Source organism: Clostridium manihotivorum (genome assembly GCF_004015185.1).
Classification (GTDB): Bacteria; Bacillota; Clostridia; order Clostridiales; family Clostridiaceae; genus Clostridium_AR; species Clostridium_AR manihotivorum.
The window spans coordinates 1,649,040-1,666,498 of the sequence record NZ_CP025746.1; the positions used below are offsets into that span (position 1 = coordinate 1,649,040).

The window sequence follows — 17,459 nt, forward strand, 5'->3', positions numbered from 1 at the left end:
ATATATTATTATATAAAAGGAGAGATGCAACATGAGTAAAAATGTAAAAATAGAAGGAATGTCTTGTATGCATTGCGTAAAGCATGTAGAAAATGCTTTATCAGCATTAGAAGGAGTAGAAAAATTTAAGGTTGAAGTTGGATCAGCTGTTGTTGAAGGAAATGTTTCTGACGAAGCCTTAAAGAATGCAATTGAAGAAGAAGGATATGACGTAGTATCTATATCTTAATATAAGCTAAAGGCTGCCTGGTTCTCTAGGCAGCCTTTAGTTTATGGTAGATATTAACTTTATAGATCAGCACTTTCAAAGGTCTCTACGATAAAATCGAATTCACTTGGATCAGATATTTCACCGTAATTATCCTCAGATATTCCAGGATAGTAGTACAATATAAATTTCTCATCCTTATCAAACACATTTTGGATTATTATATATTGTCTATCTAGTTCACAATCTTGAAGAGTAGCTAGTACATTATATTTAGTACTTCTTCCAGTATTATTGTTAGTAAGATCTAGAGTAAAGTTTTTATGATATGTGACATTTATTTTTTCGTGATCACAGCTTTTTATAAAGGAGTTGTTTCTACAACCTCTACAGCTATTAAAACTACATTCCTTAACGCAGTTTAGGCATGCGCAGCTTGAACAGTTCTTTAATTGAACAAAATCATCAATATGATCCTTCTTAAAAGAAGTAAGCAAACCCTCGTATTTGTTACCTTTGAAAAGTCCGCCTATGAAAGAACTACTCTTATTGTCTGTCTCAGCTGCATTTAGTAATTCTATATATTTTTTTAATACATCTCTTTTAACATTATATTTTCTTATTTTTAGAGTTTTTTCAGAAAGGAATGGGGCTACGTTATCTAGTCCGTAGCTTATATCAACATATACTTTTCCCCAAACCTCCTTTTCTGATTTTACAAATTCCAAGTCATTGCTCATATAATTCACCTATCATATTCTAGTATTAAGAATTTTTGTACTTAGCAAGTTCTGCATCTAAGTCTGTAGTGTCTAAAGATTCGAATTCTTTATCTAATGAGTCTACTTCTCTTAAGTCACCAAGACCTTCAGCAAGAGCTTCTTTTCTTTGTATCTTTCTTTCGATATCATCTACAGATATTGAATTTGATTTAGATTGAACATTTGCAAGTATTTCATTAACTTGTTTAGATGCTTCAGCATTGCTATATCTAGCAGCAGCTTCATCTCTGTAACTTCTAGTTTTTTGGATTTCTTCTTCTAAAGCTCTAAGATTTTTCTTAATAAGCTCTGCTTTTGCAGAAGCCTCATTATAACTTGCTTTTAAGGATTCATATTTCTTATCTGCATCAAGTTTTCTTTGAAGAGCTTTCTTAGCTAAATCTTCATTACTCTTTGCAAGAGCTAACTTAACTTTTTCATCGTATTCTTCAGATTCTTTTTTAGCTGCAGACATTTTCTTTTCAATTTCATGAACGTTACCTAAGATTTGAGCAGATGAAAGCTTAGCTTTATTTAAGTTTTCTTCCATATCTCTTACCTTTTGGTCCAATAATAGTATTGGATCCTCCATATTGTCTAATGTGTCATTTACCTTTGCCTTGAACATATTTGATATTCTTGATAAAACTCCCATGATATTTCCTCCTATTATCTTCTTCTCATATATTTTTTTATTAAGTGAATAATTAAAAGTATTATTATTATTGTAAATAATATTTTGAATACACTACCTATCACACTGACAGGGGATCTGTATCCTAAAAATGGACTACTGTATCCAGAGTAGTGACTTCTACCGAAAAATGGTATTGGTATCGGTATATAGGTTCTTTTTGATCCACCATTGTAGGATGATGATCCACTTGAGGAAGAACCACTAGAGCTTGAACTACTTCCAGATGATGAACTACTGCTTGAGTCAGGTTTTGAATTGGAAAAGGAACCTGATTTGTACCCACTACTTGATGACTTAGAACCACTTGTTGCTTTCGAAGGCGATGAACTTGAACTGCTACTGGAACTTGATTTGCTACTGCTTGAACCTGAGAATGAACCTGACTTAAAACCACTGCTGGAAGACTTAGAAGAACTAAATGATCCAGATGACTTGAAGCTAGAGGATTTTCCTCCGATTGCTGCTGCGTAAACAGTCTTATTATTGCTTAATCCACCAAAAGCATTGACACAATCTAAACTATAACTTGAAAAAATAAATATGAGTGTGAGCACTAACCCAAACAAAAAGCGCTTTTTATTTTGGTTTATGATAACCACCTCCACCGTATCGCCCTGCGATGTTTTTATTATATGGTATTGTTAACTATATTTCAATATAAAATATAACCTATTTTGTCCTAAAAGATATCATATTATGATTTTGTTTAATGCAGTCTCGTTCAAGCTCACTATATCTGATGGTTTCTTTGATTTTCTTCAAAAATATGAGTTATTGTATAACTTGTTATAGAATTAATAAAAACTTTTTTAGAAAAAATATTAATTTATATATGCTTGCATGGTGATCCACAGAATTCGGGAGAAGCTTATCACCAGAACCCGAGAATTTATAACAAGTATGAATTAAGTTTGCATAAAGGTTATCTATAAATTATATCATAGCTGACTATAATAATTATAATTGATTTGAAGTATTTGGCAAAGTAAATTTTGGTTCAGTTTACATCTTGTTTAAAAAGTTTTACTTATGTAAAATTAGAAGTATCATAAATAAATTAATGAATAAAATCATTGATTCTAAGGAGAGTGTGTTATGGAGAAAGAATTAACTCAGGATATGTCAATGGGAGCTATGATGGATAGCTACGATTTCAAAAAAATCCATTCAGGAGAAATAGTAAGAGGAAAAGTAATAAAGGTTACAAAGGATGAAGTGTTTGTAAACATTAACTATTTCTCTGACGGTATAATAACTAGAAGTGAAGTTAGCGATGATTTTGATGGAGAATTAAGCGAATTATTAAATGTAGATGATGAAATAGATGTAATGATAATAAGTACTGATGATGGGGAAGGTAATGTTGTTTTATCTAAGAAAAAAGCAGATGAGATAAAAGTTTGGGATGATATAAGAAATGCCTTTGAAAGCAAGGCTAATATCGACGTCAAAATAAAAGAGCAAGTTAAAGGTGGTTTCATAGCTGGATATAAGGGGATAAGAGTATTTATTCCAGGTTCTCAAGGTGCATTTGAATGGAGAGATAATTTTAATGAAAGTATTAATACAGTAGTTGAGGTAGCTATTATAGAATTTGATGAAGACAAAAAGAAAGTTGTTGCTTCTAGAAGAGCTGTTGAGACACAAGAAAGAGAGAAGAAGAAAGAGGATCTTTGGAAGTCACTAACCGTAGGCCAGAAGATAACAGGAAAAGTAGCTAGACTAGTAAAGTTTGGAGCTTTTGTAGATTTAGGTGGTGTTGAAGGACTTATTCATATTTCTGACCTTTCTTGGAAGAGAATAAATGATCCGTCAGAAGTAGTAAGTGTTGGCGATGAAGTAGAAGTATTTATACAAGAATTAGACCAAAAAAAGGGCAGAATTTCATTGGCGCTTAAGGATGTAGCTACAGATCCATGGAGTAATGTAAAGTCAAAATATAAAGTCAATGATGTGGTTAAAGGAAGAGTGGTAAAGTTTATGAATTTTGGAGCCTTCGTAGAACTAGAACCAGGGGTAGAAGGTCTTGTTCATATTGGAGAGATATCAGAAGATAATATTGCAAAACCATCAGATGTATTAAAGATTAATGATATGGTAAAAGTAAAAGTATTAGATATAGTTATAGATGAAAACAATCATAAGATAAGTCTAAGCATTAAAGAAGCTACTGAAAGATCCAAAGAATACTTGCAGTACAATGATAGCGAAGAAGGTGCAAGTTTAGGAGAGCTTTTTGGGGACTTATTTAAGAAACTATAAGCAGGATTAGGAGGAGTAATGGAAAGTAAAAGCTCTAGACCATTTTATCTTCAATCTGATAAAAGCAACTTAAGAATTAAGATTACTATAGGAGTTATACTTTTGGTTTTGGCACTTACTACTCCACCATTATTTATTATTTTGATTGCATACGCAGTATATGTAGTCTTGCAGATAAAGAAAAATAAAAGTGAAGAAGTAAAGAAATTTGAAGAGATACTACATTTATACTTTGATAAAGACTATAGACAATGTCTAGATAGATGTGAAGAATATAATTACAAAGATAATTTGAAGATACATATAATAAAGGCTTTATGCCTATATGAAATTAAAGATTATCAAGGATATATTCATTTAATAAGCAGTTTGTCAGATAAAAGATTAGATGAGGACATAGATGTAGTGCTAAAATTAGCTCAATCTTATGAGTACACTGAGCAATCAGATAAGGCTAAGGAAACTTATAAAAGACTTGTAAAATATCACCCTAATAGTAAGTTTCTAAAAGATAAGCTAGGATAAATCTCTTGTGTAGGTGCAGTAAAGAATAGGGTAAATAACAACTTAATATAAACAATAGACTTTGTACCTAAAAAATGACCATGCATAGAGGAGATATTCCTATTTATGCATGGTTGTTTTTGTTTTAAAACAAAGAAATTATTTTCTAAAATTAGGTTTTGTAAATTTCAGCATATTTAAAGTAGTTTTTAGAGTATGAAGTAAAAAGCACATTATACTTTTACTAGCAAACTTCTTAAATACTTTGAAAAGGCCAAGATAAGTAAAAATACATAACTATAGTTTCTCTATCTTAAGCATATTAGTACCACCAGTGTGAGCTGTAGGCATGCCAGCGGCAACCATTATATTTTCACCAGTAGTTGCTATGCCAACTGCTCTTGCAGCATTCTTAGCTTCATTTATGATTTCATCTGTAGTGCTAAATTCGTTACAAAGTTTAGGGATAACTCCAAAGTTTAAAGATAGATGTCTTCTTACAGTTTCGTTAGGAGTTATTGCTATTATTGGACAACTAGGTCTGTATTTAGATAATAATTTAGCTGTAGCTCCACTTTGAGTTGCTGCAACAATTGCTTTTGTAGGAAGTTTAAGAGCGGTTTTAGCAGCTGAGTAGCTTATAGCATCTCCAAAGGCTGAGAGACTAGGCTCTTTTAATCTTCTCATAAGATGTTCATAATCTAGATTAGCTTCAGCTTCCTTGGCGATTCTAGACATAGTGCTTGCAGCCTCAAGTGGATAGTGTCCAGATGCGCTTTCACCACTCAACATTATAGCATCTGTTCCATCAAATATAGCATTACATATATCACAAGCTTCTGCTCTTGTAGGTCTTGAATTTCTTATCATTGAGTCTAGCATCTGTGTTGCAGTTATTACTATCTTACCTGCTTCGTTACATTTTCTGATTATAGATTTTTGTATTATTGGGACTTTTTCTATAGGAATTTCAACACCCATATCACCTCTAGCTACCATGATTCCATCAGAAACTTCTATGATATCATCGATGTTGCTTACTCCTTCTTGACTCTCTATCTTAGATATTATCTTTATGTCACAGCCGCCATTTTCTGCTAGTAAAGATCTTATTTCTGTAACATCAGAAGCCTTTCTTATAAAAGATGCAGCTACAAAGTCAACACCCATTTCACATCCAAACTTTAAGTCTTCTTTATCCTTATCTGTAACTGCTGGAAGTTTAATTTGTACGTTAGGGACATTTACCCCTTTATGGTCTTTCATGGTTCCACCGATTACAACAGTACAGATTATATCTTTTCCTTCTACTTTATCAACTCTAAATTCCAGTAGCCCATCGTCTACAAGAATTGTTCCACCTGGCTGTATGTCTTCGTATAGCACATCATAGGATATGGAACACTTTGTTTCATCGCCAAGTATCTCTTCACCACATTTAAATATAAACTTATCTCCTTCGTTAAGATTTGCTTCACCATTGGCAAAGTTATGAGTTCTTATCTTAGGTCCCTTTATATCCATTAGTATAGCTGTGGATGAATTAAGCTCAGTTCTTAGTCTCTTTATTAGATCAATTTTTATCTTATGGTCTTCGTGAGTTCCATGGGAGAAGTTTAATCTTGCTGCACTCATACCTATTTCAATAAACTTTCTTAATATTTCCTCATTGTCGCTAGCAGGGCCAATTGTAAAAATCATTTTAGTTTTTTGCATATAAACACCTCACAATTATTATTTTTTGAATCATAATTCAAATATTTCTGAATTTTTTATTGATTAAAGAGTCATAATTTATATAAATCTTTGAAGAATTATATCTTGATATAAATAAAAATGCTCATATAAGCTAATGAATAAAAAACATGACTGGCAGTAAAGTCTTACTAGTTATTCTTATATTTAAAAAATATTTGTATAATATAAGGAAATCTTTGAAAATAGATTTTAGAAAAGTGTTACAGTATTCAATGGCTCAGTTATAATTTATCCAAAATAAACGGATTTAATTATAGCTATAATTACTAAGTATATTATTAAGATTTTAGGGCTTCATGAATATAGGTATTAAAAATTTATGTATTTATAGGATTATTATGCTATATTATATTTATAAAATCTTATAGCTATATAGTATTATTTTACCATAGAATTTTAATAATGAAAGGAAGATGTAGTAAAAATGGGAATTTTATCGCATTTAGAACCAAGTAAAGTTTTTTATTATTTTGAAGAAATCTCTAAGATTCCGAGAGGTTCAGGAAATGAAAAAGAGATTAGTGATTACCTTGTAAGTTTCGCTAAGAATCATAACCTAGAGGTTATACAAGATTCTAGTTTAAATGTAATAATAAAAAAGCCTGGAACAAAAGGCTATGAGAATGCACCAACTGTAATAATTCAAGGACATATGGACATGGTATGTGAAAAAAATAAGGGTACAGTTCATGACTTTGAAAAAGACCCACTTAAGTTAAGAATAGAAGGGGATAATGTATTTGCAACAGGAACAACTCTCGGGTCTGATAATGGTATAGCAGTTGCCTATGGCTTAGCTATATTAAGCTCAGATGATATAGAGCATCCACCTCTAGAGGTTCTTATAACTTCTGACGAAGAAGCAGGAATGGGTGGGGCTATGAATGTAAGTCCTGAACACATTAGTGGAAAGATACTTCTAAACTTAGATTCAGAAGAAGAAGGTTTCCTTTTGGTTAGCTGTGCAGGAGGAATAAGAAATAAAGCTGTTTTGAATATACAATGGGAAGCTGTCAAGAGTGGCGTAGCTAAGGCTGAGGTTAGAGTCAGAGGTCTAAAAGGCGGACACTCTGGAATGGAGATAAATAAAGAAAGAGGAAATTCTAACAAGATAATGGGAAGAGTACTTAAGGATATTTTGTCAGAAATAGACTTTAACTTGGTGTCAACTAACGGAGGCTCTAAGAATAATGCTATTCCAAGAGAACATGATTCATTAATAGTTTTTGATGGTGAGAAAACAGAAGCTATTAAAGAAAAGGTTAATAAGTGGAATAAAATATTAGCAAATGAGTTTAAGGCTTCTGATGCTGATGTTAGAATTGAGTTTGAGCTAGTTGATCTAGACGTTCAAAAGGTCTTTTCTAAAGATACTACTAAAAAAGCAGTGGAGCTTCTATACTTATTGCCAAATGGTGTAGATACTATGAGTATGGATATCCCAGGCCTTGTTCAAAGCTCAACTAACTTAGGTGTTGTTACTACTAATGGCACTTCAGTAGAATATGATAGTGCTACAAGAAGTTCAGTAGGATCATTGAAAGATGAAATAATAGAAAGAACTAAAACAGTAGCAGAGCTTTTAGGAGCACAATTCTCAACATCTGCTGACTACCCAGAATGGCAATATAACCCTGAATCAAAGATAAGAACAATTTGCCAAGATGTATATAGGAAGATGAATGGCAAGGATGCAGAAATATTAGCAATTCATGCAGGACTTGAATGTGGATTATTTACTGAGAGATTAGGTTCTGATATAGATATGATTTCATTTGGACCAAATCTATATGATGTTCATACTCCTAATGAACATATGAGTATAAGTTCAGTAAAGAATCTATGGGATTACCTACTTAACGTATTAAAAGAAATAAAATAGTAGAATATTTTAGTTTTCAATTAGATTGAATATGTTAAATAAAGGCTCCGTTAAAGTAACGTTTTGAATTTAAACATAGCCTAAATAAAAGGGTCGCTGAACTTGTTCAGCGACCTTTTTGCAGCTATTCTTTTGGATGAATAGTATAGGAATATTTTATGAGAAATTAAGTTTTCGTAAAGGTTCTCTATAGTACAGGAAGTTTTTAACTTTAGGATATATATATGACATTATTCATATAGTTGAGAAGTAGCTGGTGCTAGAAAAAGATTTCACAAAGCATATTTATGAAAACGTTTTGAAATTTTCTGAGATTAATAAAAAACGACTATAATAAACTAATAAAATATCAATATAAACTATAAAAATATGATAATTATGGAATAAAACATTACTAAAAATAATAATATTTACTAATAGTTCATAATTTTTTTATAAAATTCCTTGACCTCCCATATAAAAATTTACTATAATGTAAAGGTAGTTACAAAGTGGTAACAAATACAACCACATAAAAGCGTGAAAAGGTTAACATTGAAATAGAACGAGAAATACTTATTGGATGATAAATATGAGAGGGGAGAATATTTATGAGGAAAGGACTTAAGATTATAGCAGCATGCTTTTTTTGCTCAACTTTAGCATTTGGACTAGCCTCATCCACAGAGGCGAAGGCAGACACAACGGCGAAGGCAGAACAAGGAGTTGTTGTAAAAACAGCGGAACTTAAGGCAAACAACAAAACAATTAAAGCACCAAAGAATGAAGAAAGTAGTGACTCAAAGTCAAATGGAAATGATAAGTCTAGTGGTAGTGGAAAATCTACTGCTAGTAGTACAAAAGTTTCTAGAGGAGGTACTTCATCTTCAGGTGGCGGGGCTGTTTCCATAGCCTACAATTATTTGGGACGACCTTATGTTTTTGGAGCATCTGGACCAAGAGCCTTCGATTGTTCTGGTCTTACGCAATATGTCTATGCTAAGCTAGGTATTAGCTTGCCACATTATACTGGTGCTCAGTATGCAATGGGAAGTTCTGTATCCAAAGGTAATCTAAGTCCAGGAGACTTGGTATTCTTTAATACTTATGGTCCAATAAGTCATGTCGGTATATATATAGGAGGTGGAGATTTCATACATGCTCCATCTACAGGAAAGAATGTAACTGTCAGTTCATTAAGTGAATCTTACTATGCTAGCAGATATGCTGGAGCTAGAAGATTAATGAAATAGTAAAAAATGCTGGAGAAAGTTTCTTCAGCATTTTTTTTGTTAAGAAAAGTCTAATTCTTTTGTTATATAAACCTAGTAATATCAAGCCTTTAGAATAGCTGCTTAGGGTAAACAGGAAAAGTATATGTCGACTGCCAGATTTTCCGCATGTACATTAGGAAAGGCAGATGAGCAAAAAAAGTCGCTTTAGCGACTTTTTTCTTACTAACTCACTTTAGAAGGAGAGATGCCATAATACTTTTTAAATAACTTGCTAAAATAGTATGCGTCATCATAGCCTACGCTTTTTGCAGCTATTTTTACTGGTAAGCCTTCCACTTCTAAAAGTTCTTTAGCCTTTTCTAACCTTTTTCTTATTAAGTAATTTATAGGTGAATCACCAGTCTCTTCTTTGAATATCTTTGATATATAAACTGGGCTTAAATACATATTCTTTGCAATCTTATCTAAAGATATATCATTCATATAGTTTTCATTCATAAAATCTATTATAGCTTTAACAAGATTTTGCTTATCTGTAGATTCAAAGGCGTACTTTACTGTGTGTTTTGAGTTTTCTTCAAAGTGAGTTTCTCGTAAAAGTACAACAAGAAGTTTCATAACCAGTGCTTTAAGAACTAAATCATATCCAAGAGCATTGTTCTTTTGCTCCTCAATAATTTCATTGCAACATTTGAAAAACTCTTCTTCGTTTTTCTTAAGTCTAATAACTGGAGAGTTGTCTTTTGTTAGTATAAAGTTTTTTCTAAATCCTTCTAATCTGAAATTAGTTATGCCAATATGAAGCTCATGGCCTAGAGAACCTTTACAAACATATTCCTGATGAGATACGCCTGGATTAAAAAGGAGTATATCTCCCTTATCTAATAAAACTTGTTTATTCTCTATGATGTATTTTACTGGTCCATCTAAAATTACGCTTATCTCTATAAAATCATGATTGTGATACTTGGTAGACATAGTATTCTTGTTTATTGCCTCAAAAATGTATAATATCTGAGGATTAAAAGATTGAGCACTTATACCTGTATAACACATTTCTTAGCCCCCTTAAATTAGTACCTTTTAAATATACACCTGTATAAGAATATACATCAATAGTTTAAGAAATTACATTTATCTTTATAATTAATTAAGTAATAATTTATCTGTAGATTTAGCAACAGAATAATAATACTTTAGGTCGAGAGACATGAAGAGAAAGACTAAGTAAGGGGGAGAAAAGAATGGGGAGTTTAAAATGGATATGGGGATATTTGAAAAAGTATAAACTGAAATATAGCGTAGCACTATTTATGGTTTTGATTGCATCAGCACTTAACATGATTAATCCATTTCTTTCTGGTAAGATTGTTGACCAAGTAATAAGTGGTGGAAATAAAAAGATACTTATTTCTATACTGCTTATGATGATTGGAGTTTCTGCACTAAAAGCTATAGATAGATATACCTTTCAGATGATTTTTGAGTTTGTTTCTCAAGATGTAATATTTCAGATAAGAGAAGATCTATATAAAAAGCTTTTAAAGATGGATTTTGAGTACTACAACAATACTAGAACAGGGGATCTTATGGCTAGAATGACTGAAGATACTGATGCTATAAGACACTTTGTGGCCTATGTTGTATATAATGTATTCGAAAACTTAACAGTATTTATATTTGCAATAATAATGATGTTTACTGTAAATGTAAAGTTGACTATAGCACTTATTCTAATTACTCCAGTAATAGGATTTTTAGCCACTAAGATGACAAAAGAAGTTGGGCCTACCTTTTATGCTATAAGAGAGAGCTTTTCTAGACTTAATTCAATGGTTCAAGAGAATATAAGCGGAAATAGAGTAGTTAAAGCATTTGCTAAGGAAAATTATGAAATTGAGAAATTCAATAAGGTCAATGATGACTATAAAGTGAAAAATCTGAAGTCCGCCAGAGTATGGGAAAAGTATCTTCCTGTACTTGATTCTCTTGCAGGGTTGTTATCCGTGATAATGATTTTTGTAGGTGGAATAATGGTTGTGAATGGAGCTATGACAATGGGAGATTTGGTTGTGTTCAATGGGTTTATATGGGCTTTAAACAATCCTATGCGTATGGCAGGCTGGCTTATAAATGATTTCGAAAGGTATGTAGCTTCAACCTATAAGATTAGAGATCTACTCAATGAAGAGGTTAAGATAAAAAATCAAAGAGAAAAGCATGAAGAAATCGGAATTAGAGGGGATATAAAGTTTGAACATGTACATTTCAGATATGATAATGAAGAAATTTTAAATGATATTTCATTTGAAATAAAAGCTGGACAGACAATAGGAATACTTGGACCTACTGGAGCAGGCAAATCTACTTTGGTAAACCTAATCTGCAGGTTTTATGATGTTACTGATGGAAAGATTGAAATAGATGGCATTGATATAAGAAAATTGGATGTAATAAAACTCAGGGATAAGGTAGCAGTGGCCATGCAGGATATATTTTTGTTTTCAGATACTATTGAAGGTAATATAGCCTATGGAAGACCAGAGGCTAGTTTTGAACAGGTAGAAAGAGTTGCCAACATTGCAGGAGCTCATGACTTTATAGTTAACATGCCAGAGGGCTATGACACCATAATAGGAGAAAGAGGGGTAGGACTTTCTGGTGGACAGAAGCAAAGAATAGCCCTAGCAAGAGCACTGCTTAAAAATCCATCTATACTTATATTAGATGATACAACTTCTAGTGTAGATATGGAAACTGAACTAAAGATACATAAGGAGCTTAGGTCTATCTACAAAAGTAGAACTAATTTCATAATAGCTCATAGAATTTCTTCTGTGAAAAATGCAGATTTAATACTTGTTTTAGAGCAGGGTAAAGTGATTGAAAGAGGAACTCATGAAGAGTTAATAAAGAAGAGAGGCTATTATTATAGTGTATACCAAAATCAATTTGGAGATTTTGATACAGTAAGGGGGCTGTGTAATGGCTAGAAATAAATTTGATGTGGATGAAGAGCTTGAAACCAGCTTTAGTTTTCAACATTTAAAAAGACTTTTATCATATATGAGACCTTATAGAAAAGAAATTATAGTAACTGTATCACTTATGTTCTTGGCTAATATAGCAAGCCTTATGGGACCATACCTTATTAAAATCGCTATGGATGATAAGATACCTAATAAAGATATTAAGGGATTAAGTATTCTAGCAGTAATATTTTTATTCACCCTCGTAGTTACAGGAGTGTGCATGAAGCTAAGGATAAGGTCAATGTCTAGGATAGGCCAAAATGTATTGAAGCAGATGAGACTGGATTTGTTTACGAATTTGCAAAGGTTACCGTTCAGTTACTATGATAATAGACCACACGGAAAGATACTTGTTAGGGTAGTCAATTACATTAATTCACTAAGCGACTTGCTTTCCAATGGACTTATTAATCTGATAACTGATAGTTTAAGCTTGTTCATGGCTATTGGCTTTATGATAGCTATAGATGTTAAGTTAACTTTAATAAGTATAGTCTTGATACCAGTACTTCTAGCTTGGGTATTAATACTAAAAAAAGCTCAAAGAAAGGCTTATCAAATATTAAGTAGTAAGCAATCAAACATGAATGCATATATACATGAAAGTATTAATGGCATAAAGGTAACCCAGTCTTTTGCAAGGGAAGAAGAAAATCTAAGGATATTTAGAGAGGTTTGTGATAATTATAGAACTTCTTGGCTAAGAGCAGTAAGAATACAGTTTTTACTTTGGCCATCAGTAGAAATAATATCTACTCTTACAGTTTCATTAATATATATAGCAGGTATTTACTATCTGGCATCAGAAGTATCCATTGGTATTTTGGTTGCTTTCGTAGGATACGTGTGGAGATTCTGGAATCCAATTTTAAACATAGGTAATTTCTATAATTCGATTATAACAGCTATGGCTTACCTTGAAAGAATATTTGAAGCTATGGATGAAAAGCCTTTGGTTACAGATCTTCTAGGTGCATCGGAAATGGAAACAATAAAAGGAGATGTAGAATTTAGGAATATAACCTTTGCTTACGAAGAGGATAAACCTATACTTAAGAATATAAACTTTAAGGTAAAGGCTGGTGAAACTATAGCCTTAGTAGGACCAACAGGAGCAGGAAAGACTACAATTGTAAATCTTCTAAGTAGATTTTACAATATAGAGAATGGCCAGGTTTTAATAGATGGAACTAATATAAGTAATGTAAAACTACAGTCTTTAAGAAAACAAATGGGAGTAATGCTTCAGGACTCTTTTATATTTTCAGGTACCATAATGGATAATATAAGGTATGGTAAGTTAGATGCTACTGATGAAGAAGTAATAAATGCTGCTAAGATTGTTAGAGCAGATGACTTTATATCACAGCTTAAGGAGGGATACAATACTGAGGTGAATGAAAGAGGAACAAGACTATCAGTTGGTCAAAGACAGCTTATATCCTTTGCTAGAGCTTTGCTTGCAGATCCTAAAATACTAATTTTAGATGAGGCAACCTCTAGTATAGATACAAAGACAGAAATGCTTTTACAAGAAGGACTAGATAATCTGTTAAAGGGAAGAACTTCATTTATAATAGCTCATAGGCTATCTACTATAAAGAACTCCTCTCAGATAATGTTCATAGATAACGGGACTATATTAGAGCATGGAACTCATGATGAACTAATCAAACTTAAAGGGTCCTATTACAAACTTTATAATTCACAGTTTGATATATTTAATGCTGTTTAAAATATCAAAGAGCAAGTTGTATATATAGGTACCCTTTACGAAAACTTAATTTATACTTGCTATAAAATCCCGGCTTCTGGCGATTTTGAGGCATGTATAAATTAATAGTTGAAGTTGGTTGCCTATATGAATGTGCAACTGGAATTTTAATATGAAGAAAGATCACTGAAATAAAGTAGCTTTGGTGATCTTTTTTTACTGTCTAGGAAGCTGCCAGAAAATCTAAACCATCCACAGAGTAAAATGAAAAAGTTTGCCTTTTTAGTAGGAAAGTATAAAAATTTTTCTAGCTAAGCATAGCTATATCAAGGGTTTAGAATAGTATGATAGGTTGTACAGTAAAAAATAGGAATATATATATAGATTTATAAATATTAATATTTATAAGATAAAATTAGCGAGGTGAAGGAAATGAAATACACAAGATACGATCTAAATAAGAGACAGACGAATGGTGGAAAAGTAATGGTATTTTTAGTTGTGGTGGTAGTTATAGCATTAACCTTGGGGACAGCTTTGGCAAAGTACTTATTTGCAAAATCTCCAGGTGAACAACAAAGTCCTAAAGTTAGTAACTCTAAACAAATAAGTGACAGCACTAAAGGTGAAACTACTGTTTTCTCCCTGGTGCAATGCGGATTTTATTCGAAAAAAGAGAACGCAGATGATAATAAGAATAAACTAAAGGATAAATATGACGCGTTTACAATAAAAGATAATGACAAATTTAGAGTTGGAGTTATAATAGGTAAGCCAGAGGATGCTGATAAGGTTGCTAAGGATCTTACCGCTGCGGGGGTAACTAATCTTAAGGTTAATTTTGAAATTGGTCAGAAAGATTTATGCACAAAGGAATTGGCTGAGATGATTAATGGTTATTTAAAAATAATTAGTACTTTAGAAGGTAAAGATACAAAGAGTGTTAAAACTGAAGAGTTTAAAAAGTGGACAAACAGCCTTCAAGAGGACAGTAAAAGCGAATCGTTCAATATATTTCAAAGTATGAAGAAGAATATAAATGATTTGCCTCAGGAAATAAGTAAAGATAATGTTGAAGCTTGTTATAATACTATTTTCTCTACATTAAGTAATTTCAAAAAGCAATAGTATAATAGCTAAGTATACGTAAAGGTTGATTTTATCAATAAATTCTTAAGTTGTTATATTGTTTTCTTTTTTAAAACTTAACAAGTTAAATTGGTTTATAATATTATATATAAATAGCCTCTGAACTTTACAGTTTAGGGGCTATAGTTTTACTGTATAGGAAAGTATTAAAAGTTTTATAAGCTAAACCTAGCAATATCAAGGGTTTGAAACAGCTATTTAGGGTGAACAGTAAAAAAATAAATCTTATTAGCCTGCCAGATTTTCCTCATATACATTCGGAAAGGCAGATGTGCAAAAAAAGTTGCTGAAGAAGGGGCGCTTCATCAACTTTTTTATATCATATATGGAGTTGTAAATTATTTTTGAAGATAATATATTGTCAAAAATAAGCTTATATAAATGATAAAATTAATATTTCTTATAAGAAGTCGATTACATGAGGAATTTTAATATTTTTTTAACCATATTGGCGGAAAAGTATAAGATAATAAACCATGAACAACAGGTTTTTTGCGTAATTTTCCAATATTATAAAAAAAAATTAAAAAAAATCAAATACCCTTGTTATAACATTTATTAAATGATAAACTATAAAAGATGTAAAAACGAGGTGGGGGTAGCATTGAAATCAAATTCTAAAAACATTGGTATACTTGTACTTTTTATATTTTTAGGATTACTTCTAGGAAGTTTGATAGGGGAAATATTAGGAGATAAATTTGAAGCCTTAAAATTTCTGAAAACTTCTTATTCTATTGGTACTCCTACGCCTGTTACACTAGACTTGAAAGTATTTCTTTTAACAATCGGTATGAGTATAAAAATAAATGTTCTGTCGATTTTTGGAGTTATTTTGGCAATAATACTATATAAAAAGTATTAGGATGTGATAATTTGAACTATATTTTAGCTTCGGCTTCTGATAGAAGAAAAGAACTTCTCAGTAGATTAGTTAAAGAGTACGAGGTTATACCATCTTCTTTTGATGAGGATTCTGTTTCTTTTACTGGTGATGTAGGTGACTATGTCAAAGAGTTATCTCTAGGAAAGGCTGAATATATAAGAAAAATGCTTAAAAAACCTAGTATAATTATCGCTGCAGATACAGTTGTTAGTTTAGAATATAAGGTTTTAGGCAAACCTAAAGATGAGGGGGATGCATTTAGGATGTTACAGTCCCTAAGCGGTAAAACTCATCAAGTATATTCAGGAATAACAGTGATAAATACTGAGAATGATAAGTTGATTTCTGATTATGTATGTACAGATGTTACATTTTCAATATTGTCAAAAGAAGAGATAGATGAGTACATAAATACAAGGGAACCTATGGATAAAGCTGGTTCCTATGGAATACAGGGACTTGGAGGAGTTTTCGTAGAGAAAATAAATGGCTGCTATTATAATGTGGTAGGCTTACCTCTAAATAAGTTAAAGAACATTTTGAGAGAAATTTATTAAATAAATTGGGCATGGGGAAGGATATTAAGATGCCTCGTTTTAGTCGAAGTAATGCTTTGATAAGCTTCATGTTTCTGTGAGATTTATCAGAAAAAATATTTTGATTATTTATTGAGCCGTCTATAAAAGGAGTTTATTTAATGAACGAAAATCTTAAAATATCTGATATCCCTAAAAGTGAAAGGCCTCAAGAAAAATTAATAAGACTTGGATCAAGCGCGTTGTCGAATCATGAGTTGCTTGCATTAATACTTAGAACTGGTACTTCAAAAGAAAATGTACTTGGACTTAGTATGAGAATTCTTCAGGAACTTGACGGTATTAATGGACTTCTAAATACTTCTCATTCGGAGCTTATGAAGATAAGTGGAATAAAGGAAGTAAAGGCTGCTCAAATAATGGCTTTATGCGAGCTTTTTAAGCGGTTTAAAAGTTTTAAATCCGGAGAAGAATTTAAGATAAGCGATCCTAAAAGTGCTGCAATGATTGTTATGAATGAAATATCTAGTTTGAGACAAGAAGTACTTATGCTAATGATGCTCAATACCAAGAATATTATTATTTCAATAAAAGAAGTATTTAAAGGTAGTCTAAATTCATCTATAGTGCATCCGAGAGAGATTTTTGTAGAGGCTATAAAAAAAAGCGCAGCTTCTATAATAATATGTCATAATCATCCTTCTGGAGATCCTACTCCTAGTAAAGAGGATGTTAATATAACCTTGCGTATAAAGGAATGTGGCAAGATTGTAGGTATAGATTTGCTTGACCATATAATTATTGGTGGCAAAGATTTTATAAGCTTAAAAGAACAAGGAATAATCTAAAACTGAAA

General features: G+C 31.8%; 16 protein-coding genes. 11 read left to right on the forward strand and 5 right to left on the reverse strand.

What is annotated here, in order from left to right; genetic code table 11:
- The first annotated feature begins 31 nt into the window (after positions 1 to 31).
- Positions 32 to 229 (forward strand): heavy-metal-associated domain-containing protein, encoded by a 198-nt coding sequence (locus C1I91_RS07460; RefSeq protein WP_128212300.1) that lies wholly within the window; start codon positions 32 to 34, stop codon positions 227 to 229.
- 59 nt (positions 230 to 288) lie between these two features.
- On the opposite strand, the gene C1I91_RS07465 is transcribed toward C1I91_RS07460, so the two are convergent.
- The 3 genes from C1I91_RS07465 to C1I91_RS07475 are packed head-to-tail and all read right to left on the reverse strand — an operon-like array spanning position 289 to position 2,271.
- Positions 289 to 948, reverse strand: a complete 660-nt coding sequence (locus C1I91_RS07465; protein ID WP_128212301.1) for a DUF1292 domain-containing protein — start codon at positions 946 to 948, stop codon at positions 289 to 291.
- 25 nt (positions 949 to 973) lie between these two features.
- Positions 974 to 1,624, reverse strand: a complete 651-nt coding sequence (locus C1I91_RS07470) for a PspA/IM30 family protein (protein ID WP_128212302.1) — start codon at positions 1,622 to 1,624, stop codon at positions 974 to 976.
- Positions 1,625 to 1,638: 14 nt separating this feature from the next.
- Positions 1,639 to 2,271, reverse strand: coding sequence for a hypothetical protein (locus C1I91_RS07475; protein WP_205694288.1), 633 nt, complete (start codon positions 2,269 to 2,271; stop codon positions 1,639 to 1,641).
- A 490-nt stretch (positions 2,272 to 2,761) separates the two neighbouring features.
- Here C1I91_RS07475 and rpsA point away from each other — a divergent pair, with 490 nt between their 5' ends.
- Positions 2,762 to 3,928: a 30S ribosomal protein S1 gene (gene rpsA, locus C1I91_RS07480; protein WP_128212303.1), complete on the forward strand. Its 1,167-nt coding sequence runs from the start codon at positions 2,762 to 2,764 to the stop codon at positions 3,926 to 3,928.
- A gap of 18 nt (positions 3,929 to 3,946) precedes the next feature.
- Positions 3,947 to 4,453 carry a tetratricopeptide repeat protein gene (locus C1I91_RS07485; RefSeq protein WP_128212304.1) on the forward strand — a complete coding sequence of 169 codons (507 nt, stop codon included), beginning with the start codon at positions 3,947 to 3,949 and terminating at the stop codon, positions 4,451 to 4,453.
- Between the two features lie 276 nt (positions 4,454 to 4,729).
- Here C1I91_RS07485 and pyk read toward each other — a convergent pair whose 3' ends face one another.
- Positions 4,730 to 6,148: a pyruvate kinase gene (pyk, locus tag C1I91_RS07490; protein WP_128212305.1), complete on the reverse strand. Its 1,419-nt coding sequence runs from the start codon at positions 6,146 to 6,148 to the stop codon at positions 4,730 to 4,732.
- Between the two features lie 466 nt (positions 6,149 to 6,614).
- Between pyk and C1I91_RS07495 the strand changes: the two genes are divergently transcribed.
- A complete protein-coding gene (locus tag C1I91_RS07495; protein WP_128212306.1) occupies positions 6,615 to 8,072 on the forward strand; it encodes an aminoacyl-histidine dipeptidase in 1,458 nt (485 codons plus the stop codon).
- A gap of 590 nt (positions 8,073 to 8,662) precedes the next feature.
- Positions 8,663 to 9,304, forward strand: coding sequence for a C40 family peptidase (locus C1I91_RS07500; protein ID WP_128212307.1), 642 nt, complete (start codon positions 8,663 to 8,665; stop codon positions 9,302 to 9,304).
- A gap of 204 nt (positions 9,305 to 9,508) precedes the next feature.
- Here C1I91_RS07500 and C1I91_RS07505 read toward each other — a convergent pair whose 3' ends face one another.
- Positions 9,509 to 10,342, reverse strand: a complete 834-nt coding sequence (locus C1I91_RS07505) for an AraC family transcriptional regulator (RefSeq protein ID WP_128212308.1) — start codon at positions 10,340 to 10,342, stop codon at positions 9,509 to 9,511.
- Between the two features lie 188 nt (positions 10,343 to 10,530).
- Here C1I91_RS07505 and C1I91_RS07510 point away from each other — a divergent pair, with 188 nt between their 5' ends.
- The 6 genes from C1I91_RS07510 to radC all read left to right on the forward strand — a co-directional run bounded on the left by C1I91_RS07510 (position 10,531) and on the right by radC (position 17,451).
- Positions 10,531 to 12,279: an ABC transporter ATP-binding protein gene (locus C1I91_RS07510; protein ID WP_128212309.1), complete on the forward strand. Its 1,749-nt coding sequence runs from the start codon at positions 10,531 to 10,533 to the stop codon at positions 12,277 to 12,279.
- Positions 12,272 to 14,053, forward strand: a complete 1,782-nt coding sequence (locus tag C1I91_RS07515; protein ID WP_128212310.1) for an ABC transporter ATP-binding protein — start codon at positions 12,272 to 12,274, stop codon at positions 14,051 to 14,053. The genes C1I91_RS07510 and C1I91_RS07515 overlap by 8 nt, the downstream gene beginning before the upstream one ends.
- A gap of 411 nt (positions 14,054 to 14,464) precedes the next feature.
- On the forward strand, positions 14,465 to 15,160 hold the full coding sequence (locus C1I91_RS07520) for an SPOR domain-containing protein (protein WP_128212311.1): 696 nt from the start codon (positions 14,465 to 14,467) through the stop codon (positions 15,158 to 15,160).
- Positions 15,161 to 15,785: 625 nt separating this feature from the next.
- Positions 15,786 to 16,046 (forward strand): DUF4321 domain-containing protein, encoded by a 261-nt coding sequence (locus C1I91_RS07525; protein ID WP_128212312.1) that lies wholly within the window; start codon positions 15,786 to 15,788, stop codon positions 16,044 to 16,046.
- An 11-nt stretch (positions 16,047 to 16,057) separates the two neighbouring features.
- A complete protein-coding gene (locus tag C1I91_RS07530) occupies positions 16,058 to 16,624 on the forward strand; it encodes a Maf-like protein (protein WP_128212313.1) in 567 nt (188 codons plus the stop codon).
- Between the two features lie 140 nt (positions 16,625 to 16,764).
- Positions 16,765 to 17,451 carry a RadC family protein gene (gene radC, locus C1I91_RS07535; protein WP_128212314.1) on the forward strand — a complete coding sequence of 229 codons (687 nt, stop codon included), beginning with the start codon at positions 16,765 to 16,767 and terminating at the stop codon, positions 17,449 to 17,451.
- The last annotated feature ends 8 nt before the right edge of the window (positions 17,452 to 17,459 follow it).